We start from the raw sequence: 21,319 nt of genomic DNA, 5'->3' as shown, positions 1-21,319 counted from the left end.
ATATGGAAAGCAGGAAAGGACACACATGAACCAGGAACTTTTAAACAAACTGAAGGTGATCTCCCCCGAGGAAAAGCAGATCCTTGCCGGGGCGACGAAGGTACAGAAAAGCATTTATACCGCCGAAGACGATTTCATCGTGGACAGCCGCCAGATGCTGGATGCGGGAAAGCTGATTGATATCAGGCCCCATACCCGGTTTGTACGGTTTCCCAGCCACAGACATAATTATATAGAAATCATATACATGTGCAGCGGAACCACTACCCACATCATAAATAAGACGACAAAGGTCACACTGGACACGGGTGATCTCTTGTTCCTGAACCAGAACGCCACGCAGGAAATCCTTCCTGCCAAAGAAGAGGATATTGCGGTTAATTTTATCGTCCTTCCCGAATTTTTTGACAAAACCTTTCTGATGATGGACGAACGGAGTGCGCTGCGGGAATTCCTGGTGGGTTCGCTGAAAAAAAACCGCAGCTTTACCGACTATCTTCATTTTCATGTCAGCCAGGTCCTGCCCATACAGAATTTAGTGGAAAACCTGATATGGTCTCTGGTATACCGCCAGCCGAACCGCAGGAATATCAATCAGACCACCATGGGACTGTTGTTTCTCCAGCTTTTGAACCATACGGATAAAATCAATCAGGACGATCCGGGGCAGCATGAACAGAATATAGTCTTTACGGCAATGAAATATGTGGAAGAAAATTATAAGACAGCCACGCTGGATGAGCTTTCCGCGCAGCTGAAGGAACCGGCCTATTATTTAAGCAGGCTGATCAGCCGGATGACGGGAAAAACCTTTAAGAACTTACTGCAGACAAAAAGGCTGAACCAGTCAGCCTTTCTGCTTACCACAACCACGCTTCCCGTGGAGGAAATCATCGCGTCTGTGGGGTATGACAACACAAGTTATTTTCACCGGATTTTCAGGGAGCAGTTCGGCATGACGCCGCGCACCTACCGTCTTTCCCATGAGCCGGTCAGTTCTCCGGATACAGACAGGTGATACCGGAGCGTTCGAACAGCTCCAGCCAGGTATCGGACGGCTTTTCATCGGTAACCACCACCTGGATATGATTGATGTCACAGATTTTGGAAAATGCCACTTTTCCGAATTTTGTGTGATCTACCGCCAGAATACACTGCTTGGCGGATTTCAGCATCGTCTGCTTAGCCTGGGAAAAAAGTTCGTTCCCGTCCGTAATTCCTTTTTCCATATCAAGCCCTTTACAGGAAAGGACCACCTTTTCCACATTGAAGGCTCCCAGGCCTTCGATAGCCCTTGGCCCCACCAGCGCCAGATATCCTTCTTTCAGGCTTCCGCCTGAAGAAATAATATTCCAGTCCGCCACATCGGAAAGCTCCAGAATCACTTCAATGGAATTGGTGATTACCGTCAGACGTTCCTTTTGCTTCAGTGCCTTGGCGATGAATACGGCTGTCGTGCTGGGATCCAGGATAATATGATCCCCGTCCTCGATGAGTGTTTCCACGATTTTGGCTATCCGCTGTTTGCCTGCAGGATTATTTTTTTTTCGGATATTAAAGGGCATATCCAGGCTGGTATTTTCATTTAATACCGCTCCGCCGTAGCTTTTTACCGCCAGTCCGTCCTTATCCAGCTTATCCAAATCTCTTCGGATGGTTTCCTCGGATACCTGGAATTCCTGGCTCAGTTCGCTGACGATAACCTTTTTATCCTCCTGCAGCTTTTCAAGAATCAGATTTCTTCTCTCTACTGCTAACATAAGCAACCCTTCCCTTATATGCCTTATCGATATGCGTTACAAAATGGAACGGCAGATCTGTTCATCCGGGTGGGCAATCACGGACGAATCCAGATACATTCCGTTACCCGCGACGGACTGTTTTGCTTTTTCTATGGCCGCTTCCACCGCCGCAACCTCCCCGGTCAGTATCAGATAGGATTTTCCGCACATCCCTTTGGCGATACGAAGCTCAATCAGATCTACGATTGCCGTTTTAGCCGCCACATCCGCTGCCACGATAATAGACGCCGCGTCATAGGTTTCCAGAATGCCGAAGGCACTGATTTTATCAATTTGCGTAGCTCCGTAAATAGCCGGAAAAATACTTTCATGGGGATTTCCAAGAACAAAGCTGTCAATCAGCTCTTCTTCCCTCACCTTTCCCGCCGCTTCCACCGCTGCATTCACTGCGCTTAATTGTCCGCTGACTAAAGCAATGTACTTTCCCGGACAGACCGTCTGCGCTTCCAGCAGCTCCACATCCGCCGTCTTTACCATCACATCCGCAGCGGTAATTCCTGCGGAAACCGTTTTAAATTCAATCATGCCTATAGCCTTGCTCATATATTCTTACCTCTCTTACGACACAGTCAGAGTAATCACACCGCCGCCTACGCCTGTTACCCTGCCGCTGACAGAGGCATGGATCGGCACACTCAAGCCTTTGGCTGCGGCAGCTATTACCTGCCCTCTTTCCACCGCATCCCCCACGGATACCACCGGCTCCGCCGGCGCCCCGATATGCTGGCTTAGAGGGATGGCAACCACGTTCACTTTCTTCACTTCATCTTCAATAGGCGCTTCCCTGTCATAAGCGGACAGTCCCAGTCTGGCCTCCAGCCGTTCCTCCGGCGCTTTGCGGTATTCCCTGGATTCCCTTACGGGAGCGGGGAGAATATCCGCCGGAGGTTTCACTCCCGCTTTCCGAAGCCCAGCCTTATATTCCGCCATCAGGCTTCTTGGCGCCAGCCCCTGGGGACAGGAATACAGCTCACACAAACCGCAGGAGCTGCAGAAAAACGTATTAACAAAAGGATTGGCATCCCTGAAATCCCGGTTTGCTGCAGCCCGCATGAATTTATGAGGTTCAATTTGGTGTCCCAGCGCATGTCTGGGGCACAGATCCGTACACGCCTGGCACTGGCAGCACGCGGACGCCGCACGCTTTAATCCGATGGCCGGATTCTGGTTTTTCTTCTGAATCAGGGAATGCTCCTTTGGCAGCACCAGAACCGCATTGGTGGTTTTAGTCACCGGGGCCGACGCACTTTTTATATTCCCCATCATAGGACCGCCAACCAAATAAACCGGATCCTTCACGACAGCTCCCCCCGCAAATGCCACACAGGTTTCCAGCGGGGTTCCCAGAGGCACCCTGACCGTAACCGGCTCCGCCACTTCCCCTACTATGGTTACCAGTTTATCCGTCACAGGCTGGTTTTTATGCAGGGCTCTGTAAATATTATACATGGTTTCTACATTGAAGACAGCAATGCCTTCTTCTATGGGAAGACCTCCGGGCCTGACAACTCTTCCGGTTGCTTCATAAATGAGCACCACCTCGTCCCCCATAGGATACACACTGTCAAGAAGCTGCAGTGAAACCTTGGGAAACCGGTGGATGCATCCCTTTAATGCCGCCACGGTGTCCTTATATTCGCCTTTAATTCCAACAATAGCACGTTCCGCGCCCACAGTGTCTGCCACCAGCTGGAACGTTTCCAGTATTTCTTCCGCATATTTTTCAAGAAGCTGCCTGTGCAGCTTCAAAAGCGGTTCACATTCCGCGCAGTTTAATACGATGATCTGCGCCCGTTCATCAATTTTCATATAGGTGGGAAAGCCTGCTCCGCCGGCACCTACCACACCATTCTCTTTTATGATATTACTTAAGTCTTTACACTCCATAGCCTGCTCCACTTTCCCGGAATCACACCAGCCTGCTGGCATCATCGATGATTCCCACAATTGCGGCATCCACAGGGGCATCCTGCATATCGCAGCCAATTCTGGCCGCACTCCCCTGGGCTACAAGCACGTATTCTCCGATCCCCGCACCGATATTATCGATAGCCACCAGTCTGTCCGCATGACTTTTCATGGATTCCAAAGGCTCCACAATCATCAATTTATTTCCTACCAGCTTCTCACTTTTTCTTGTGGAAACAATGCTTCCTGTTACTTTACCGACTATCATATTTATACCCCCTGCATATCGCGGGTTTACCTGCGATACTGCTTTGATTAGTAGTTTAGCCTGTATTACAAAAATCTCCCGGTATTCAGACCTGAAAGAACAAGAATACCGGGAGAACGGAGTATATAACAATCCGGACAGGTCCGGGCCGTTATATACACTTCCATCAGCGGATAATTTTTACGGTGTCTCCGGTAGCGATTCTGCTTGCGTTGGCCTCATCCGTATCAATATGCATTTCCAGCGTAAAGCTGTCATCCACACGGATTTTCACATGGTCAAAAACAGTTCCCCGCTCGTTCTCTGCTTTCACAGAAACGTAATCGCCGTCTTTTACCCCTGCAGCCTGTGCATCCCGGGGAGACATATGTATATGTCTCATGGCCACGATGCAGCCCTCTTTCAGGTAAACCGCTCCCTGGGGACCTACCACAGCGATAGCCGCGCTTCCTGCCACATCTCCCGATTCCCGAACCGGGGCCTTAATTCCCAGCCTCATGGCATCCGTAGCGGAAATTTCCACCTGGGAGGCTTTCCTTACCGGCCCTAAAACCCTCACATTTTCAATTGCACGCAGCTTTAAGCCGACTATGGTAACCTGTTCGTTGGCAGCGAACTGCCCGCCCATGAGATCCTTCTTTTTCGTAAGCCGGTACCCCGGTCCGAACAGGATTTCCACATGCTCCTGGGTAAGATGTATATGTCTGGCGGATACGCCTACGGGAACCATAAACCCGTTTCCTGCGGGTTCTTTATCCATGGCTTCCATTACCAGTCTGGTAATCATTTCTATTTGATTCGTCTCCACAACCACACCCACTTTTCTTCAGATTCTCAGAATTATTTAACCTTGGGCAAAATCATTTCCACGTCTGTGTGAGGTCTGGGGATTACATGGGTAGCCACTAATTCGCCCAGTCTGCCTGCGCTGCTGGCTCCTGCTTCCACTGCGGATTTAACGGCTCCCACATCGCCGCGTACCATAACGGTTACCAGGCCGGAACCGATCTTCTCTGTTCCTACCAGAGCTACATTTGCAGCTTTGCACATAGCATCCGCTGCTTCAATTGCTGCAACAAGTCCTCTTGTTTCCACCATTCCCAATGCTTCCTGTGACATTCTTTTTTCCTCCTTTTTAACAACTGGCTCTTCTTTTACCTGTGCCTTTTCGGCTTTCTGTGCTGTTGCGGACGTCGTTTTGCGTGCGGTCTTGATAGCACCGCTTTTTGAAGCGGCAGCACTCTGTCCGGCTTCGTTCTGTGCTGTCTTATCTTTATGATTATTGTCTGCCATGATCTCTCCTCATTGTCCAAGCTGCTGCTACGGCAGCCGGGCGGGTGCACAACACCCTGTGCCTATACCTCCTGAAGATAGCTTTCCTCAGAAAGCATTCCCTCTGCCGGATTCTCCTCCCCGGCTTCTTTGGAAGCGGCCATAAAACGGCTTGAACTTTGCTTCACCAATCTGACAATTTCTTCATGGGGGTTGGCTATCACCCCGGAAGCTGCCAGCGGCTTAATCGCCTGTGCTGCCGCGGCTTCCACCGCAGCCGTTACAGCCGCCACATCTCCTTCCACAATAATGGTTACAAGCCTTCCGCCCAGTTTTCTTTCCCAGGTTGACAGAGTGACTTCCGCCGCTTTGCACATAATGTCAAGGGCATCCATTGCCGCTACTACCCCTGTTATTTCTATCAGGCCATATGATTTCCCCATGAACGTTTTCTCCTAAAATAGCAGCGGTTCAGACAGGTCCGAACCGTTACTTAACTTATCAGATAGAAGGCAGAATTTTCTCTACATCCGAATGCGGCCTCGGAATTACGTGTGCTGCCACCAGCTCGCCGAGCTTGCTCGCAGCTGCGGTGCCGCTCTCTACTGCAGCCTTAACGGCTCCCACATCACCGCGGACCATAACCGTTACCAGACCGGAACCGATTTTTTCCGTCCCCACCAGCGTTACTTCTGCTGATTTGGTCATTGCATCCGCCGCTTCAATTGCTGCGGTAAGACCTCTTGTTTCTACCATTCCCAATGCTTCCTGTGCCATTTTAATTTCCTCCACATAATTTCGTTGTATGTTTATTTTACTGAATAAGTTTATGACTTGTCAAATGCGCAGAGCTTCAACATTTTTTCCGTATCCTCTGTGGGCCTGGGAATGATATGTTTCTGCACGACTCCGGTAAGGCTTTTTGCCACCCGCTCTCCCGCTTCCATGGCAGCTTCCACATCGGAAACACTGCCTCTGAATTTGATGGTCACCAGCAGGGGGACCGGAAGGCTGTCTGCATTGGCCGGCTTATTTTTATCAAAAGGCTCCAGCCGCACATTGCCTGCCTTACATCCGGCATCCGCCGCCATAAAAGCACATACCAGACCAAATACTTCCAAAATTCCTACGGCTTCTCCCATGGGCTTCGCCTCCTAATACTGCTTATTGATTGATGATTGCAATCTTCAAACCGCTCATTGCCAGATTGGTTTTGTGCGCCTCATTGATTTCATCCAGCGGGAAAGTGTGGGTAATGAGCTTCTCAATAGGAATCCCTGCCTTCTTCGCGCTCTTTAAGAATTCAAAGGTGGTGGCATAATCCCTCAGGGTATATACCCAGGATCCCACAATGGTGATTTCCTTGGAACAGATATCAAAGTGCGGATTGATGGTGGCGTCACCGCCGTTAATGAAGAATCCCAGTTCACAAAGGCCTCCGCCGTTGCGGATGAATTTGTAAATGTTTGCATGGGCGAAGGGAGAACCGGTGCACTGGAATGCAAAATCTGCCAGATGTCCGTCAAACTTGGCTTCCACAGCGCCTGCAAGGGCTTCAATTCCCTTGTGCTCCTTGAAATTCACCGTATCGGATGCTCCCATCTCTTTGGCAAATTCCAGACGTTTTTCTTCCCCGTCCACGGCTACGATATGATTGATTCCCATCGTGCGCAGAATCGCAATACAGATCAGCCCGATAGGACCGCAGCCCTGTACCACCACCCTGCTGTTAAACCGGAGGATTCCTGTGGTCTTGGCTCTTTCCACCGCATGAATCAATACGGCGCACGGCTCAATCAGGATTCTGGAATACAAATCCAGGTCGCTCACCTTAAATACGGTAGAGCCTCCGCGGATAAAAAGATAATCGGAAAACCAGCCGTTAAGATGGATATCGTCATCCGGAAGCAGACCGTAAACATCCGCGCCCCCCACGTTCTGTTTATTCAGGTCGAACATGGTAATGTCCGGGTTATCTTTAAAGATCATGCAGGTAACTACCTTATCCCCGATTTTTAATTCATTTCCTGCACTGTCTTTCTTTACATTTTTCCCCATCTTTACGATTTCACCGGTTCCTTCATGGCCGAGAGCCACGGGAATCAGTCCGAAGGGATCTTTTTTAAATTCGTGGGCGTCGGTTCCGCAGATACCGCAGCCTTCCACCTTAACGAGGATATCGTCATCCCCTACCTCAGGGATAGGGAATTCCTTAATGTCATAATGCTCCAGGCTGGTAAGCATGGCAACACGGGCTGTTTTGGGGATTTCTCCTGCCGTATTTGAAGAAACGCTTTTTTCCGTGCCGGTACGTCCTTCCATGCTGTTTAGGACCTGTCTTACAATCTCTTCTATATTTGTTGCATTAACGTCCATTTTCTTTTCCTTTCCTGCCTTCCGCCGTCCATGCCTCTTTTCCGGCATGCCTGCACGTTCTGCTCTTTAACGGATGCAAAGACTGTCCGACATGACACATCTTCTTCTCTTGGTGAAGGTGCTTGCACTTGTCAGGCCTTCACCGGTCCTGCTGGCAATGGTGAAGGTACAGAAGCCTTCTCCACCGAAACCCAAAGCCGCATAGGAAGGTGCATTCTTAACCAGGATAGCCGTGTCAATTGCCCTGGCATACTTGGTGATGTTATCCACATTCTTGGAATGGATATGGGCGGAATGCCGGTTGCCGTGCTCCAGCCAGACAGCCTTCTCCACCGCATCGTCAAAATCCTTTGCTCTTACCAGCCCCAGAATAGGCATCATCAGTTCTTCCGCAATCAGCGGGTGTTCTTTTTCCCCTTCAAATACGATACAGCGGATATTTTCCTGTGCCTGAATGCCGATCATGGAAAGAAGTGTCCTCGCGTCCCTTCCCACGCATTTCCGGTTCAGGCCCTTAGGGGTCAACACCGTGGCGGTGAGCTTCTCCTGTTCCTCTTTGGAAATCAGGTAACAGCCCTGCTCGCTGATCATGTAATCCATCAGTTCATCGGCCACGCTGTCCACAGCAACGATTTCCTTCTCGGCAATACAGGGGAGATTATTATCAAAGGTACAGCCGTTTACAATGTCTGCCGCCGCTTTTCTCACATCTGCAGTCTCATCCACCAATGCGGGAGGATTTCCCGCTCCGGCGCCGATTCCCCTTTTCCCGGAGGAAAGGACGGCGGTAACCACGCCCGGCCCTCCTGTCGCGGCAATCAGCGGAATATCCTTATGCTTCATCATAATATTGCTGGTTTCCAGTGTGGGCCTGCTGACCGTACAGGCCACATTGTCCGGCCCGCCCGCCTCTATCGAGGCTTCATTCACCATATTAATGGCGAATATGGAGGTTTTGATAGCCTGAGGGTGGGGGTTGAATACCACCGTATTTCCCGCAGCTATCATCCCCATGCAGTTGCACAGGACGGTTTCACTGGGATTGGTGCAGGGTGTGATGGCGCCGATAACACCGAAAGGCCCCATTTCAATCAGGGTAAGCCCTCTGTCTCCCGACCAGGCTGTCGTTGTAATATCTTCCGTTCCGGGCGTTTTGTCCGCCAGGAGATGATGCTTTAAAATCTTGTCGCCCACGTTTCCCATGCCGGTTTCTTCCACACCCATACGGGCAAGGATTTCCGCGTTCTCGTGGGTCTTTCTGCGGATATTGGAAACAATCTGCTCACGCTGGTCCATGGTCATGTGGCGAACCTTCGTTTCCGCTTCCTTCGCCGCTTCAATGGCCTGGTTCATATCCGTGAACACGCCGTGCTGCGCTGTCCCGGCATTACCGGAAAGCTGCATCCTGGCAACCACTTCCTTTACAATATCCTGTACCATGCTCTCACTTACAGGCACGAGATTACCTCCTTTAACAAGGACGCTCCGTAAGCCGCAAGGGCGGTGTCCTGTTCGGCTGTTCCGCCGCTGACGCCCAGAGCTCCTATTATTTTACCTTCATAGATAAGCGGTTCCCCGCCGCCGAAAATCACAATCCTGCCGCCGTTGGTATACTGGATGCCGTACAGCGATTCTCCCGGCCGGGCGAGTTCCCCCAGAGCGGCCGTGGACATCTGAAAGGCCACACAGGTATAGGCCTTATTCACCGCCACATCCAGGCTTCCTATGTAGGCGCCGTCCATACTGCGCACCAGCTTCGGATGTCCGGCTTCATCTGCGAGGGCGGTAACTACCCGCATTCCCCATTCCTTTGCCTTTTCCTCCACTTTAGCAGCCAACGCTTCCGCCAGCTTAAGAGACATGCCCGTCTCCTGCAGGACTCTGCGGACAGTTCTTGCAATCAGCTCTTCGTTCATTATTTTATCTGCTCCATGACCTTTTTAACGATTTCAGCAACCATATCTTCGCTTACCTCTTTGGAAGCGGGTGAGGATACAGAACCGCAGCCGTTTCCGCAGTTATGGCAGTTTTTCTTCCCCTTATTCTGGCACAGATCCGCGGGATGCTTTCCGGGCAGGCCCATTTTTCTTCTGATTTCATACAGCTTCTCAATGGTTGCCTGATCGAATTCCTTCGGTCCGCCCAGCATTCTGGACTTGTACAGAAGCTCTGCATAGAACTCAACGGATTCCATCTTCATGTAAGCGGCCGTCAGGTCGGTGCTCCAGGTGAGGGCGCCGTGGCTTTCCAGCAGAACTGCATCGTAGTAAGGAAGGTATTTTTCCACATTATCGGGAATCTCCATGGTGGAAGGGGTGCCGTACTCAGCGATGGGAACACATCCCAGAGCGATAACCGCTTCCGGCATGATAGGCTGTGTCAGCGGGATGCCGGCAATAGCAAAGGAGGTTGCAAAGGTAGGATGGGCATGTACCACCGCTCCCACATCAGGACGTTTCTGATATACACGCATGTGCATTTTAATCTCAGAGGAAGGACGGAACCCCTTGTTTGCCTGGATTACATTTCCCTGTCCATCTACCTTGCAGATAAATTCAGGTGTCATAAAACCTTTGGAAACACCGGTAGGGGTGCAAAGGAATTCATTGTCATTGAGTTTAACGGAAATGTTGCCGTCATTGGCCGCCACCATATTACGGTCATAGATTCTCTTTCCGATGTCGCACATCAATTTCTTAAGTTCATACTCGTTCTGCATTGTTTCCTCCATTCTGCCGTCTTCCTGCGGCGTAAAAAATATGTTTGCATCCTTGTGCAGATTCTTTATACTCTTTCTGACTGTTTTTCCTGTTGACTCGTGTTCATTATAGTCCTAAATACAACACATGTCAACATTTCTTATGTGGTTTTTATTTGTTTTCATGCTTTTATTGTTTTTTATTTTTGTTGTCTGCCGCTCTTCCTTCCGGCGCTTCTTCCCTCAGATAGGCGAGGATGTCCGGAACGCCTGTCCCTTCCGCTGAATCCACGAAAAAAATCTTTTTACAGCCGGAAAGCCGGAGCCATCTGGCGGAGCGTTCCGGATCCGCTTTCGGCGCATTGATCTGGGTGACTATCCCCACCACTTCCCGGTTCACCATGCAGGTAATATTGGGCGGATACAAAGAATAAGGCTCCGTAGCGGAAAGAAGAAGTCCCACCACATCCGCTTCATAGGAATACAGGGCCAGGGCATATCCCAGCTCATGGGTCTGGGCATATTCTCCCGGGGTATCTATAATGCACTCAAAGTAGTTCACATACTGGGTTTTGTGATATTTGATTTCTTCCCCCTTCAGCGCCTGTGTCAGGGTCGTTTTCCCCGCACCGCTCCTGCCGATAAGAATTATCTTTTTCATGTTCTTGTTATGCCGCAGACTTCATACCCCAGTTTGCCCGCCGTATACTCCAGGACGGCCAGCGTCCCGGCCTCCACCTGTGACACTGTCCCCGTTACAATCAAGGAGCCGCTGAAGCGGTCCACAAACCCCAGGGACACGCCGGCGGACTTGATGGCGATATCAGCCATGATAATCGCTGTTTCTGCAGGAGTTACGGTCATGATTCCGATCGCCGCCCGGTTCAGCTCCACCCTCGGATCCAGTCCCAGCTTCTCATACAGTTCCCCGTCGGGGCTGGCAATTATATGGGCCAGAGTAATCTGTTTACCGGGCACAAGCTCCTGGACAATTCTTTGTTTTTTTTCCGGATTATAGTTTTCCAATTCCATTCTTCCTGCCTTTCAGCCGCCGATGCGGCAGTCCAGACTGCTCACACGTTCCACAGCCCGTTTCAGGTTTTCCATATGTTCGGCCGTGGGCGGCAGGATATCTTTCATCCGGTATTCCCGGCCCAATCCGTCATATTTATCCTGCCCCAGCCGGTGATAAGGAAGCAGGTGAATACGTTTCACTCCCGGAAGGGCATCCGAAAACCTTGCGATATCTTCGATTTCTTTTTCCGTGTCATTAAATGTTGGGATAACCGGCACCCGGATAATCAGCTCCGTTTTCCCGCCCTGTGCAATTTTGCGGGCATTTTCCAGCATCAGTTCATTTCCTTTTCCGGTAAATTCCTTATGCTTGCCGCTGTCCGTATGCTTGATGTCCATCAGGTACTGATCCAGCCAGGGAAGAAGCTTGTCAATGGTTTCCATAGGCGCACAGGCCATACTCTCCATTGCAGTGTTGATTCCTTCTTCCTTTGCCGCCCGCAGCAGCGCCGCCGCGAAGTCCGCCTGGCACAGGCTTTCTCCTCCGGAAAGAGTAAGTCCGCCCCCGGAACGTCTGTAATAAGGGCGATCCTTTACCACTGTTTCCATCACCCTGCGGACCGTAACGTCCTCACCGATTATTTTGGGTTTGCCCTGTACCAGCATTGTCTGTATCCCGTATTCCTGGGATTCCGGATTGCAGCACCAGCGGCACCGCAGAACACAGCCCTTCAGGAATACAATCGTGCGGATCCCTCTGCCGTCGTGGATGGAATAACGTTGTATGTCAAAAATACGGCCTGTTGTATCAAGGTAATCCATTTTTTCTTTCCTCTCTTCCTGCTGCTGTATGCAGCCTGCAGGCCGCATACAGCAGTGCGTTTGAACATAAGGATGCGCAGAGCGCGGCATCGTGGGTTACTGTTCACTCAGTACTGTGCATTTACCGGGCACGGAGTGAACAGTAACATCCGTTGTTTCCCGTCATCAGAAGCCCTGCTGTGTCCTGCGGATGATATCATCCTGCAGGGACCGGGACAAGGTGGTAAAGAGGGCGCTGTAGCCGGCCACACGGACTACCAGGTGCTGGTATTTTTCCGGATATTTCTGGGCATCCAGCAGCGTATTCCTGTCCACCACATTGAACTGCATATGGCTTCCCTTCTGATCAAAATAGGAACGGATTAAAGCCACAAAATTATTCAGCCCCTCATCCCCGCTCAACGCCGAAGGATGGAACTTCTGGTTCAGCAGGGTTCCATTGGAGGCGATGCCGTGATCCAGCTTGGAAACGGAGTTGGCCGTCGCCGTGGGACCGTTTATATCCCTGCCTGCCGTAGGGGAAACCCCGTCCGCAACAGGCGTATGGGCAAGACGTCCGTCCGGCGTTGCGCCAGTCTGCGCTCCCAGAGGAACATTGGCGGATACCGGGTACAGGCCGGCCTGGAAAATTCCGCCTCTGGGGTTTCTGTAGTTCTGGAGAGGTTTTGTATAGGTATAAGCCACCTCTCTGGCGAACATATCCACCTCTTCGATATCATTGCCGTATTTGGGAACCTCTTCTATCATGGCGAGCAGCCTTTCACAAAGCTCCTTGTCCTTATCCGGGATTTCCGTATCCATAATTCCTTTGACAATACCGGCAATCTGGGCCTGGCTGGGCTGCTGCCCTGCCTTTACAAGCTCTTTTATGATTTCCTTCGTCATTTCCTGGACCGTGATAGCATCAAAACCCTTTCCGAAATTCAGGGCGAGAGCCTTCTTGTATTCCGAAAGGGTCACTTTCTTTTCTTCAAATACCAGCTTCCGGATGGCGTACAGGGAATCCGCCACATTGGCAATTCCGAAGCCCTGAGGCCCGGTAAAGTTATAGACGGCGCCGCCCTCCTGGACGGTTTTCCCTCTCTTCATACAATCGTCCACCATGCTGGAAAGGAAAGGCAGCGGACAGCGGTCCGCATGGGCGGTGTCGATGGCATTGTCCGCATTTACCAGCAGGCTGATGCAATATTCCATCTGTTTCTTATAGGCTTCATAAAATTCTTCAAAGGTGCCCATCTGTTCCACGGTTCCCGTGGCAGGCCCTATCTGTTCTCCCTTATCCTTTCCGTTGGAGAAAACGAGCTCCAGCGGACGGCACATATTGAAAAACGCCGCGTCATGCCAGCCTTCGGTCTTGCCGGCCTTCTGGGGTTCCACACAGCCGATGATATTATAGGTCCTTGCATCCTCCAGAGTCAGCCCGCGGTTCATCAGGGAAGGGATAATCACCTCATCATTGTAATAGGCGGGAAGCCCGATTCCGGTTCTGGTCAGCCTGGCCGCCTCTACCATAAGCTCATGAGGGGTACCGTTCCATACCCGGACAGACAGAGAGGGCTGCGGAAGGAATACATGGGCGGATGCCCAGATGCACAGGAAAGACAGGTCGTTGGTGACATCTTCCCCATTCTCATTCTGTCCGCCTACAATCAGATTCTGGAACAGGCTGTAGCCGGCAAACCCTTCCGCACTGGCCGCATCCCTTGCTTTGTTCAGATCATTCAGTTTCACCCAGATACAGTCAACCAGTTCCTGCGCTTCGTCCCTTGTTATCTTTCCCGCTTCCATGTCCTTTTGGTAAAAAGGATACATATACTGGTCAAAACGTCCCGGAGAAATGGAATGTCCGCTGGATTCCATCTGCAGCAGCTGCTGGATGAACCAAAAGCTCTGGCAGGCCTCGTGGAAGCTGCGTGCCCCTTTGGCAGGAACCCTTTCACAGTTGGAGGCGATCTGCAGAAGTTCTTCTTTCCTGGCTCTGTCCGTACAGGAAACGGCTTCCTGCCTGGCAAGGGCGGCATAACGTCCCGCGTAACCGATTACGGCGGCACAACTCATGATTACGGCCTCCAGGAAACAGTGCTTCCTGGCATAGTCCCCATCTCCCACATTACAGCCTGCCAGCTCCTGCGCCGCTTCTTTTATGATGCCTTCCAGCCCGATTTCCAGCACCTTTTCATATTGGACGGTTACATGTCCCACACCGTTATAGAAATAGTTGCCCGGCGTAAAGATATTATGTTCAATTGCCGCGGCGGCTTCCGGCGCCATATAGGAGAGGGCGAGTTCACTTGTTGTCTTCCCCTTCCAGTATTTATGTACTTCCCGCAGTTTTTTCCTGGTATCCTCGGAAATGGAAAAAGGATCCGCGCTTCTCTTTTCAATCGTATCGAATTCCGCTTCCAGCCATTCATAAGAAAATTCAGGAAAGGTCTGGCAGCCTCTGGGCGCTTTGGTAGAGCTTCCTACAATAAGCTCCTCTTCACGGATAGTGATGGGGATATGGGCAAGAATATGGGCAAAGGCCCTGGCCCTTCGCATAATAATGGGTTCGCCCTCTGTTTCCCTGTAGCTTTCTGTCAGCAGTACCGCCCTGTCCGGTTCGATTTCCGGCATGTTACGGTACAGGTTTTCAACCAGCCTGGTGATACGTTCCGATTTGGCTGTGGGATCGGTGTTGAATTTACTGCTCATCCTGCGTTTTCCTCCATAGTTCTCTTCCGGTAAGACGTCCTGTAAAAAGACACGGTTTTCCCGGAAGGCATGATATCTGCTGCGTATCGTTATTTATGTGGTTTTGCAAAATCAGGCGTCAATTTATGTGGTTTTCCATAATTAGTATAGTTGCTCCGGGCAAAAATGTCAACAAATACCGCATATATTATATTTGTTTTTTGTTGTTTTCAACAGCCGTTCAGACGGCCCTTTGTGCCCTGCGGCATCCTCTCCACGAAGCGTAGGTTGCATTCCTCTTTCTTCTCCTTTATCCTTGAAGGAAGGAAAGACAGCTGCCTTATGCAGCGGAAAGGACACAAGAAATGAATCATTATATTACCGGAAATACCATCCGGGAACTCAGGGAAAAGAAACAGATTACCCAGAAAGAACTGGCTCAGATATTGGGTGTAAGTGACAAAACCATATCCAAATGGGAAACGGCAAAGGGCTATCCCGATATCAGCCTGCTGGAACCGCTGGCTGCGGCTCTGGATATTTCCGTTGCGGAGCTTCTCAGCGGAGATTATGTCACGAACCAGAATAAGATGGGAAACATGCTGCGCAGCGTCTTTTATATCTGCCCGGTATGCGGGAATATTATCCATACTATGGGGAAATGTGTGGTAAGCTGCTGCGGAATCACATTGCCGCCCGAAGAGGCGGAGGAAACGGACGGCGCCCATTCTCTTATTGTAGAACAGGTGGAGGATGAGTCCTATGTCACGATAGCGCATGAAATGAGCAAGACCCATCATATTTCGTTTATCGCCTGGATGACCTCCGGCAGGCTGGAGCTTTTAAAGCTTTATCCGGAACAGAACGCAGAAGGGCGGTTCCGGCTCAGAGGGCATGGCTATCTGTATGTTTATTGTAATAAGCATGGATTGATGAAGCAGAAAATTTAGAAATTTGCTCAGGTTTTTAAGAGCCGTTTAGTGAGGCAGACGCGCGGGCACACCCTTTGGCCCGTTGCCTGCCGGAATAAAAGCCACGGGAGAATAGTGATTCCCGCGGCTTTCCTCATTTACCGAAACAAATTCAATAATCTCTGCCAGAAAGTAAGCGGTTCTTCTGCATTTTCAGGCATTACCTCCTCCGGCATCTTAATCCCATCTGTCTTCATGACGAACTGTACCAGGTTGACATTGGTATTTTTATCTGAGACAAAAGAAAGGGGAGTGAAATCGCTTCCTGAAAAATTGTTTATCACCTTATCCACTTCCTCATCAATCTGCGTATCAATATCGGAACTCTTATCCTTGAATTCGTCGGTTCCATCCTTCAATTCTCCCACTCCGTCCACTAAATCCTGCGTGCCGTCCAGTAAATCACCGGTGCCATCCGCAAGCTGGCCGGATCCGTCCTTCAAATCATCGGAGGCATCTGTAAGTTCTTTCACGCCGTCCGCCAAATCCGATACCCCGGACTGCAAATCTTTGGTACCGTCCGCCAGTTCCCAGCCGCCGTCATTCAGTTCGGAAACGCCGGACTGTAACTGGTTGGTGCCGTCCGCAAGCTGGCCGATTCCGTCGGCCAGGGATCCTGCGCCGTCCGCAAGAGAGGCCACGCCGTCTTTCAGGGCGGAGGCGCCTTCGGTGAGTTGTTTGAGTTGGGATTGAGTGGAAGCACTTCCTAATTCCTGACGAGTCTGGTAACTACCAAGAAGTTGATCTACGCCTTCCTTAGCTTCTATCAATCCGGCTAATGCCACACTCTGATTTGTACCCGTATTTACTATCTGTATTACTTTTACATCTCTTTGCGAATTTGTTTTTTTGTCTCTATAATCAAGTGACGCAAATGTATATGAACCATATTTTTTCTTATATCCACTATTAATTATAGTTTCGCCACTCTGCATCTCCTCGTTTCTAGTAGTCTCCTCAACCTTTTTTAATTCTGTACTTTCTTTTTCTTCTATTGATTCTTTTCCTTTATCCTCACCCTGCTCTTCTGTCTCCCCCGTTATATCTGTACTTTCCTTTTCTTCTACCGTACCTTCTGTTGCTTCCGTTTCTTCGGTCACTTCTGTTGTTTTCGTTTCCTCGGCTTCTTGCTCATTTTCCTGTTCTGTACTCTTCTCTTCACCTTCCCTTTCAACCGAATTTCCAGAAACAGAAGAATAGAAAGAATCCTTATTTTCTACGATGGAATTAGTTCCAGTCGATGGTGGCATTCCTCCTGCAAGACTATTAATTGTCTGACCCAAAAAGCCAGATAAATTTTTCAACTGTTCAACCGCTGTATTTCCTGTCAACGTATAGGTAATGCCATTGCTTCTCAAAAGGACAATAATATTATCTATTATTTCTTTATCTTCTTGACTTAGCTGCTCCACATTACCCATTTTCTGCATCATCCCCACCAACGCACTAATCCCATCACTCAGCTGCCCGGCCCCGCTTTTCAGTTTGTCGGCGCCTTCCGCCAGCTTCCTCGCGCCGGCTGCTGCGCCTTCCTCTCCGTTATAACCTCCGGCCAGTTGATCCACACCTTCCTTCAGGGAGGAAATTCCATCCGCCAGCTCCGTTGCCCCGTCGGCGAGATCGTCCGTTCCGTCCTTCAGCGTATCCACGCCGTCTCCCAGAGACTGCGCACCGTCCGCATAGCTTTCAATCCCTTCCTTCAGGCTGTCGGCCCCATCCTTCAAATCGGCAGCGCCGTCCTTCAGCGCGCCTGCGCCATCGGACAGTTCCGCCGCACCGTCGGAAAATTCATCCGCCGCATCCTTGATCTCACCGGTTTTGTCATACAGGGCATCCATGGATAACGTATCCCTGTCCAGATCAAAGGACATGGGGACTCCCTGGAAGCTTATGGGATCCATTTCAAAATCCAGGATATCCGCCGTAATAACGATATCCTTTTCCTGCCCTGCCATAATATTGTATACCAGCTGCTTGGAGGTCCCTACGTTGCCTACAGCGGCCCCTGCCGCCTTCAGATTGCTGCAAGTATCCATATTCATGGTTACGGTGGCCTGAAGCAGGTAATTTTCGAAAAAAGCTTCGTCCACACTGTCATTTTTCCCTACATGTATGGTTATTTTCAGGCTTCCGTTCTTCCCGGCCAGTTCCTCCGCCTGCACTTCTTTTCCGTCCAGATAATAACGGATGGTGAGTTCCCAGGGCATCTCTTTGGTTTTCAGGTTTCCCTGGTAGAAAAAGTTTCCTGCGGGGGCCGCTGCGGTAATGGTATCCCCCTTTTTTTCCAGTTCCGCATCTGTTGTCAGATTTTTTACGGAATCGTATTTTCCGTAATCCACAATATCCGTTTCCGTTTCCAGCCGGAAGGAATTGACCACATAGATGCTGTGCACGCTTCCGTCCTGTTTCAGATTCACATATACATTTTCATCCTTTTGTGTATTGGCACCTGCCGCGGCTGCGGAAAAACCGCTGCCCAGAAACATCACTGCCGACAGGATACATGCGGTACCCTTTACTGCCAGGTTCTTATTTTTTTTCATCTTCTCTCCTCCTTAATCCGCTGCTTTCCCGGACTCCGCGCTCTCTTTTTCTTTCCTGTAAAAATCACAGTGCAGAGTCGTACGCCTTATCACTCCGTCAAAAAGGAGCAGAAGGGTGGGCAGGACAAATATAACCAAAACAAAGGACAGCGCCGCGCCCCGTCCAATTAATATTCCCAGCTGGCTCAGTACGCCGTTGGTGGATACCTTTCCCAATATCACGCCTGCCAGAGTGAGTACGGACGCAGAAGTGAGAATGGATATGGTACAGGTCTTCAGTGTCATAAACGCCGCTTCTTTTTTGGAAAGCTTTTTCCTGAAATCCATATACCGGTCGGAAAACAGAATGGCGTAATCAATCGTCGCTCCCAGCTGTACGGTGCTGATTATCAGATACCCGATGTAAAACAATGTCTGTCCCTGGAAATAGGGGAGCCCCAGGTTAATCCAGATGGAGGATTCGATAACCAGCGTCAGAATCACCGGCAGGGACAGGGATTTAAAGGTCACCAGCAGAATGCAGAACACAAAAGCAATCGCCAGAAAGTTCACCTTGGCATTATCCTGGGTAATGGTAGTTTTCAAATCCTCCGTGCTCACCAGCTCTCCTGCATATTGGATTTTATCCCCGTAATATTTTTCCCCGATGTTGCGGATATCGTTCACCTTTTCGTACCAGTCCGGATCCTTTTCCTCCGTCTCCAGCGTGATAACAAACCGGCTGTAATGGGCGGAATAAAGCTGGGACACGGTTTCGGAAGGCAGGAAAGAGGAAGGGATGGCATTCCCAACAGAGTTCACATAAGAAACCACGCTTGTTACGCAGTCCAGCTTTTTCAGTTCCTCATTCATGGCAATTTCCTTTTCCATGTTTCTCTTGGGAACCATGAGTACGACCGGATTGGAGGAGCCAAACATGCTGTCGATCGCTTCCATATCGCGTCCCATCTGTGTGGCCCTGGTGCTGTATACCTGACTTCCTCCGTAGAAGAAAGCATTCTTCTGCTGGCCCAGGAAAGAAACCGGGAGAATCAGAGCCACCAGGACAAGCATGGGAATCCGCAGCTTCATGACCAGTCCGGCAAATTTATCAAACGTAGGGATAAAGCTGCGATGCTGTGTTTTATCTATCAGGCGGTATGTAGAAATAGCCAGGGCAGGCAGGAAACAAAGCACGCTCACAAGGCTGAATACAATAGCCTTTGACATAACCCAGCCCATATCAGGCCCTATTTTAAAGCGCATGAGCACCAGGGCCAGGAAACCGGTAACCGTTGTCAGCCCGCTGGAAAGGATGCTCCCCACAGACTGCTGTACCGCCTGTGTCATCGCTTTTTCCACTGGAAGGCCCTCATCCCTGTTTTCCGCGAAGCGGTGGAGAAGGAAAATGGAGTAGTCCATGGATACCGCCAGCTGCAGCACACTCCCGGCCGCATTGGTCACAAAGGAAATGGTGCCGAACATCAGGTTCGTTCCCCGGTTAATCAGGATAGCCACCCCGATGGTTATCATAAACAGTACGGGTTCAAACCAGGATTTGGTAGTCAGGATCAGAATCAGGAAGATAATCGGCACAGCCAGAAACATGATCTGCTGCACCTCCGCCGACGTATTTACCGGAGCCAGCACGGAGGTCACCGCAGCGCCCGACATGCAGTTTTCTTCCCCGATAATTTCCCTTACCGCCGGTATCACGCTTTCCTGCTTTTTTTCGTCTACGGTCACGCTGAACAACGCGTTTCCGTCCTGATACCAGTCATCCACGGTTTTCTGCTCCGCCAGCTCCAGCGGCTCGTAAATGTCTACCGCATCATCCAGCCAGTTAATTTCCTCCACACCGTCCACCGCGGCTATTTGTTCCTTATAAGCCAATGCCCGGGGAATGGAAACCTCATATACCAGCACCCTCATATTCGGTACGGACTGGCTGTACTCCTCATCCATCACCTCCAGCGCTTTCGTGGAGGCGGACGTATCGGGCAGATAGTCGGCAAAATCATAATTTACCCCTACCAGGCCGGAAAGAACGGCGCACAGGACGGCAGCTAAAACGAATACACCGATAATCAGTTTCTTATGTCTCAGCAAAAATTGGGTATATCGTTCCATTTTTTTCACTCCTCAATTACTCAACTGTATTTTATTACTCAACAGCTGTTCATTTTCTTGCTTTTCTAAATTATATTAATTATAATTATCTAATACAATAATCAGTGTTTATATTTGTGTTTGTTACTGAACACATTCCGGCTTTGTGTTTAGTTTTTTATAGTTTTTTAAGAAAGAGAGGATCGTATGGAACCTGCAAAAACCGACCGGCGGGTCCGGAAAACAAAAACACGTCTTCTGAATTGTCTGACGGAATTGATGAAAGAAAAAGAGGTCAAAGACATTTCAGTCAAAGAGCTCTCCGACCTTGCCGATATCAACCGGGGTACCTTTTACCTGCATTACAGAGATGTATATGACATGCTGAATAAGGTGGAGGATGAGCTTTTCTCGGAATTTAACGAGATACTCGACCGGGACTTTACCATAGTGCCGGACGATACCTTATATACCATACTGGAAGATGTGTTTACCTTTCTGTATGCTAATGTACAGACCGCCCAGGCCCTGATGGGCCCTCACGGGGATCTCACCTTCATAAACCGGATGAAAGAGGTGGTAAAACAGCGCATCCTCCAGGTCTGGCGCAAAAACCAGCAGCCCTCCGAAACCTTCGACTACTATTATTCCTTTCTGGTATCCGGCTGTATAGGTATGATCGAAGCCTGGCTTAACAAAGAAACGCCGGAGCCGCCCAGGCAGATTGCAGCCCTGGCAGGCGATTTAATCAAGCGGGGGTTTATAACACCGGTTTTTTAGCTTCCGTACAAAAAAAGCTTCCTGCCGCACAGACAACCGGAATTGTTGTCTGTCTGCGGCAGGAAGCTTTTTTACCAACGGCAGCCGCTGTCTTTTAAAGAAAA

The 21,319-nt window shown here is 50.1% G+C and carries 22 protein-coding genes; 3 read left to right on the top strand and 19 right to left on the bottom strand.

The features are described 5' to 3' along the window. Positions 1 to 25 precede the first annotated feature (25 nt). Entirely contained in the window at positions 26 to 1,018 is a 993-nt protein-coding gene (locus DXA36_RS21170) for an AraC family transcriptional regulator (protein ID WP_118681434.1), read from the top strand. On the opposite strand, the gene DXA36_RS21165 is transcribed toward DXA36_RS21170, so the two are convergent. From DXA36_RS21165 to DXA36_RS21085, 17 genes are all read right to left on the bottom strand, one after another. Next, positions 993 to 1,760 carry a DeoR/GlpR family DNA-binding transcription regulator gene (locus DXA36_RS21165; protein WP_118681433.1) on the bottom strand — a complete coding sequence of 256 codons (768 nt, stop codon included), beginning with the start codon at positions 1,758 to 1,760 and terminating at the stop codon, positions 993 to 995. The genes DXA36_RS21170 and DXA36_RS21165 overlap by 26 nt on opposite strands. 36 nt (positions 1,761 to 1,796) lie before the next feature. After that, positions 1,797 to 2,345 carry a BMC domain-containing protein gene (locus tag DXA36_RS21160; RefSeq protein WP_118681432.1) on the bottom strand — a complete coding sequence of 183 codons (549 nt, stop codon included), beginning with the start codon at positions 2,343 to 2,345 and terminating at the stop codon, positions 1,797 to 1,799. Positions 2,346 to 2,360: 15 nt separating this feature from the next. Then, the gene (locus DXA36_RS21155; protein ID WP_118681463.1) at positions 2,361 to 3,689 is read right to left on the bottom strand and encodes a 4Fe-4S dicluster domain-containing protein; all 1,329 of its coding nucleotides are present in this window, start codon (positions 3,687 to 3,689) and stop codon (positions 2,361 to 2,363) included. 22 nt (positions 3,690 to 3,711) lie between these two features. Continuing rightward, on the bottom strand, positions 3,712 to 3,978 hold the full coding sequence (locus DXA36_RS21150) for a EutN/CcmL family microcompartment protein (RefSeq protein ID WP_118681431.1): 267 nt from the start codon (positions 3,976 to 3,978) through the stop codon (positions 3,712 to 3,714). A 166-nt stretch (positions 3,979 to 4,144) separates the two neighbouring features. Beyond that, positions 4,145 to 4,765 (bottom strand): phosphate propanoyltransferase, encoded by a 621-nt coding sequence (locus tag DXA36_RS21145; protein WP_412249702.1) that lies wholly within the window; start codon positions 4,763 to 4,765, stop codon positions 4,145 to 4,147. Between the two features lie 53 nt (positions 4,766 to 4,818). Continuing rightward, positions 4,819 to 5,097, bottom strand: coding sequence for a BMC domain-containing protein (locus DXA36_RS21140; protein WP_025483876.1), 279 nt, complete (start codon positions 5,095 to 5,097; stop codon positions 4,819 to 4,821). Positions 5,098 to 5,333: 236 nt separating this feature from the next. Continuing rightward, on the bottom strand, positions 5,334 to 5,693 hold the full coding sequence (locus DXA36_RS21135) for a BMC domain-containing protein (RefSeq protein WP_118681430.1): 360 nt from the start codon (positions 5,691 to 5,693) through the stop codon (positions 5,334 to 5,336). Between the two features lie 58 nt (positions 5,694 to 5,751). Continuing rightward, on the bottom strand, positions 5,752 to 6,027 hold the full coding sequence (locus DXA36_RS21130; protein WP_118681429.1) for a BMC domain-containing protein: 276 nt from the start codon (positions 6,025 to 6,027) through the stop codon (positions 5,752 to 5,754). A gap of 50 nt (positions 6,028 to 6,077) precedes the next feature. Next, positions 6,078 to 6,392: a BMC domain-containing protein gene (locus DXA36_RS21125; RefSeq protein ID WP_118681428.1), complete on the bottom strand. Its 315-nt coding sequence runs from the start codon at positions 6,390 to 6,392 to the stop codon at positions 6,078 to 6,080. 22 nt (positions 6,393 to 6,414) lie between these two features. Continuing rightward, positions 6,415 to 7,626 (bottom strand): zinc-dependent alcohol dehydrogenase, encoded by a 1,212-nt coding sequence (locus tag DXA36_RS21120; protein ID WP_118681461.1) that lies wholly within the window; start codon positions 7,624 to 7,626, stop codon positions 6,415 to 6,417. A gap of 66 nt (positions 7,627 to 7,692) precedes the next feature. Further along, entirely contained in the window at positions 7,693 to 9,084 is a 1,392-nt protein-coding gene (locus DXA36_RS21115; RefSeq protein ID WP_118681427.1) for an aldehyde dehydrogenase family protein, read from the bottom strand. After that, entirely contained in the window at positions 9,075 to 9,542 is a 468-nt protein-coding gene (locus tag DXA36_RS21110; RefSeq protein ID WP_118681426.1) for a GlcG/HbpS family heme-binding protein, read from the bottom strand. Before DXA36_RS21110 ends, DXA36_RS21115 begins: the two co-directional genes overlap by 10 nt. After that, the gene (locus DXA36_RS21105) at positions 9,542 to 10,345 is read right to left on the bottom strand and encodes a class II aldolase/adducin family protein (protein WP_118681460.1); all 804 of its coding nucleotides are present in this window, start codon (positions 10,343 to 10,345) and stop codon (positions 9,542 to 9,544) included. The genes DXA36_RS21110 and DXA36_RS21105 overlap by 1 nt, the downstream gene beginning before the upstream one ends. A gap of 169 nt (positions 10,346 to 10,514) precedes the next feature. After that, positions 10,515 to 10,985: a EutP/PduV family microcompartment system protein gene (locus DXA36_RS21100; RefSeq protein WP_118681425.1), complete on the bottom strand. Its 471-nt coding sequence runs from the start codon at positions 10,983 to 10,985 to the stop codon at positions 10,515 to 10,517. Next, entirely contained in the window at positions 10,982 to 11,356 is a 375-nt protein-coding gene (locus tag DXA36_RS21095) for a BMC domain-containing protein (protein ID WP_118681424.1), read from the bottom strand. The genes DXA36_RS21100 and DXA36_RS21095 overlap by 4 nt, the downstream gene beginning before the upstream one ends. 12 nt (positions 11,357 to 11,368) lie before the next feature. Continuing rightward, positions 11,369 to 12,160 (bottom strand): glycyl-radical enzyme activating protein, encoded by a 792-nt coding sequence (locus DXA36_RS21090; protein ID WP_118681459.1) that lies wholly within the window; start codon positions 12,158 to 12,160, stop codon positions 11,369 to 11,371. Between the two features lie 165 nt (positions 12,161 to 12,325). Further along, positions 12,326 to 14,854 (bottom strand): glycyl radical protein, encoded by a 2,529-nt coding sequence (locus DXA36_RS21085; protein ID WP_118681423.1) that lies wholly within the window; start codon positions 14,852 to 14,854, stop codon positions 12,326 to 12,328. Between the two features lie 344 nt (positions 14,855 to 15,198). Between DXA36_RS21085 and DXA36_RS21080 the strand changes: the two genes are divergently transcribed. After that, positions 15,199 to 15,783 (top strand): helix-turn-helix domain-containing protein, encoded by a 585-nt coding sequence (locus tag DXA36_RS21080; protein WP_118681422.1) that lies wholly within the window; start codon positions 15,199 to 15,201, stop codon positions 15,781 to 15,783. Positions 15,784 to 15,902: 119 nt separating this feature from the next. Here the strand turns inward: DXA36_RS21080 and DXA36_RS21075 are convergent, their stop codons facing one another. Both DXA36_RS21075 and DXA36_RS21070 read right to left on the bottom strand, forming a co-directional pair. Further along, on the bottom strand, positions 15,903 to 18,347 hold the full coding sequence (locus DXA36_RS21075) for a hypothetical protein (protein WP_118681421.1): 2,445 nt from the start codon (positions 18,345 to 18,347) through the stop codon (positions 15,903 to 15,905). Between the two features lie 12 nt (positions 18,348 to 18,359). Beyond that, on the bottom strand, positions 18,360 to 20,456 hold the full coding sequence (locus DXA36_RS21070) for an efflux RND transporter permease subunit (RefSeq protein WP_118681420.1): 2,097 nt from the start codon (positions 20,454 to 20,456) through the stop codon (positions 18,360 to 18,362). 186 nt (positions 20,457 to 20,642) lie between these two features. Here DXA36_RS21070 and DXA36_RS21065 point away from each other — a divergent pair, with 186 nt between their 5' ends. Then, a complete protein-coding gene (locus DXA36_RS21065; protein ID WP_118681419.1) occupies positions 20,643 to 21,215 on the top strand; it encodes a TetR/AcrR family transcriptional regulator in 573 nt (190 codons plus the stop codon). Positions 21,216 to 21,319 lie beyond the last annotated feature (104 nt).

The organism is Eisenbergiella sp. OF01-20 (genome assembly GCF_003478085.1).
Lineage (GTDB): Bacteria > Bacillota > Clostridia > Lachnospirales > Lachnospiraceae > Eisenbergiella.
This window is presented reverse-complemented; position numbering and strand designations above follow the sequence as displayed.

Coding starts and splice junctions, on each gene's coding strand:
- DXA36_RS21170 (WP_118681434.1), top strand. CDS start 26: ATGAACCAGGAACTTTTAAACAAACTGAAGGTGATCTCCCCCGAGGAA.
- DXA36_RS21165 (WP_118681433.1), bottom strand. CDS start 1,760: ATGTTAGCAGTAGAGAGAAGAAATCTGATTCTTGAAAAGCTGCAGGAG.
- DXA36_RS21160 (WP_118681432.1), bottom strand. CDS start 2,345: ATGAGCAAGGCTATAGGCATGATTGAATTTAAAACGGTTTCCGCAGGA.
- DXA36_RS21155 (WP_118681463.1), bottom strand. CDS start 3,689: ATGGAGTGTAAAGACTTAAGTAATATCATAAAAGAGAATGGTGTGGTA.
- DXA36_RS21150 (WP_118681431.1), bottom strand. CDS start 3,978: ATGATAGTCGGTAAAGTAACAGGAAGCATTGTTTCCACAAGAAAAAGT.
- DXA36_RS21145 (WP_412249702.1), bottom strand. CDS start 4,765: ATGATTACCAGACTGGTAATGGAAGCCATGGATAAAGAACCCGCAGGA.
- DXA36_RS21140 (WP_025483876.1), bottom strand. CDS start 5,097: ATGTCACAGGAAGCATTGGGAATGGTGGAAACAAGAGGACTTGTTGCA.
- DXA36_RS21135 (WP_118681430.1), bottom strand. CDS start 5,693: ATGGGGAAATCATATGGCCTGATAGAAATAACAGGGGTAGTAGCGGCA.
- DXA36_RS21130 (WP_118681429.1), bottom strand. CDS start 6,027: ATGGCACAGGAAGCATTGGGAATGGTAGAAACAAGAGGTCTTACCGCA.
- DXA36_RS21125 (WP_118681428.1), bottom strand. CDS start 6,392: ATGGGAGAAGCCGTAGGAATTTTGGAAGTATTTGGTCTGGTATGTGCT.
- DXA36_RS21120 (WP_118681461.1), bottom strand. CDS start 7,626: ATGGACGTTAATGCAACAAATATAGAAGAGATTGTAAGACAGGTCCTA.
- DXA36_RS21110 (WP_118681426.1), bottom strand. CDS start 9,542: ATGAACGAAGAGCTGATTGCAAGAACTGTCCGCAGAGTCCTGCAGGAG.
- DXA36_RS21105 (WP_118681460.1), bottom strand. CDS start 10,345: ATGCAGAACGAGTATGAACTTAAGAAATTGATGTGCGACATCGGAAAG.
- DXA36_RS21100 (WP_118681425.1), bottom strand. CDS start 10,985: ATGAAAAAGATAATTCTTATCGGCAGGAGCGGTGCGGGGAAAACGACC.
- DXA36_RS21095 (WP_118681424.1), bottom strand. CDS start 11,356: ATGGAATTGGAAAACTATAATCCGGAAAAAAAACAAAGAATTGTCCAG.
- DXA36_RS21090 (WP_118681459.1), bottom strand. CDS start 12,160: ATGGATTACCTTGATACAACAGGCCGTATTTTTGACATACAACGTTAT.
- DXA36_RS21085 (WP_118681423.1), bottom strand. CDS start 14,854: ATGAGCAGTAAATTCAACACCGATCCCACAGCCAAATCGGAACGTATC.
- DXA36_RS21080 (WP_118681422.1), top strand. CDS start 15,199: ATGAATCATTATATTACCGGAAATACCATCCGGGAACTCAGGGAAAAG.
- DXA36_RS21075 (WP_118681421.1), bottom strand. CDS start 18,347: ATGAAAAAAAATAAGAACCTGGCAGTAAAGGGTACCGCATGTATCCTG.
- DXA36_RS21070 (WP_118681420.1), bottom strand. CDS start 20,456: ATGGAACGATATACCCAATTTTTGCTGAGACATAAGAAACTGATTATC.
- DXA36_RS21065 (WP_118681419.1), top strand. CDS start 20,643: ATGGAACCTGCAAAAACCGACCGGCGGGTCCGGAAAACAAAAACACGT.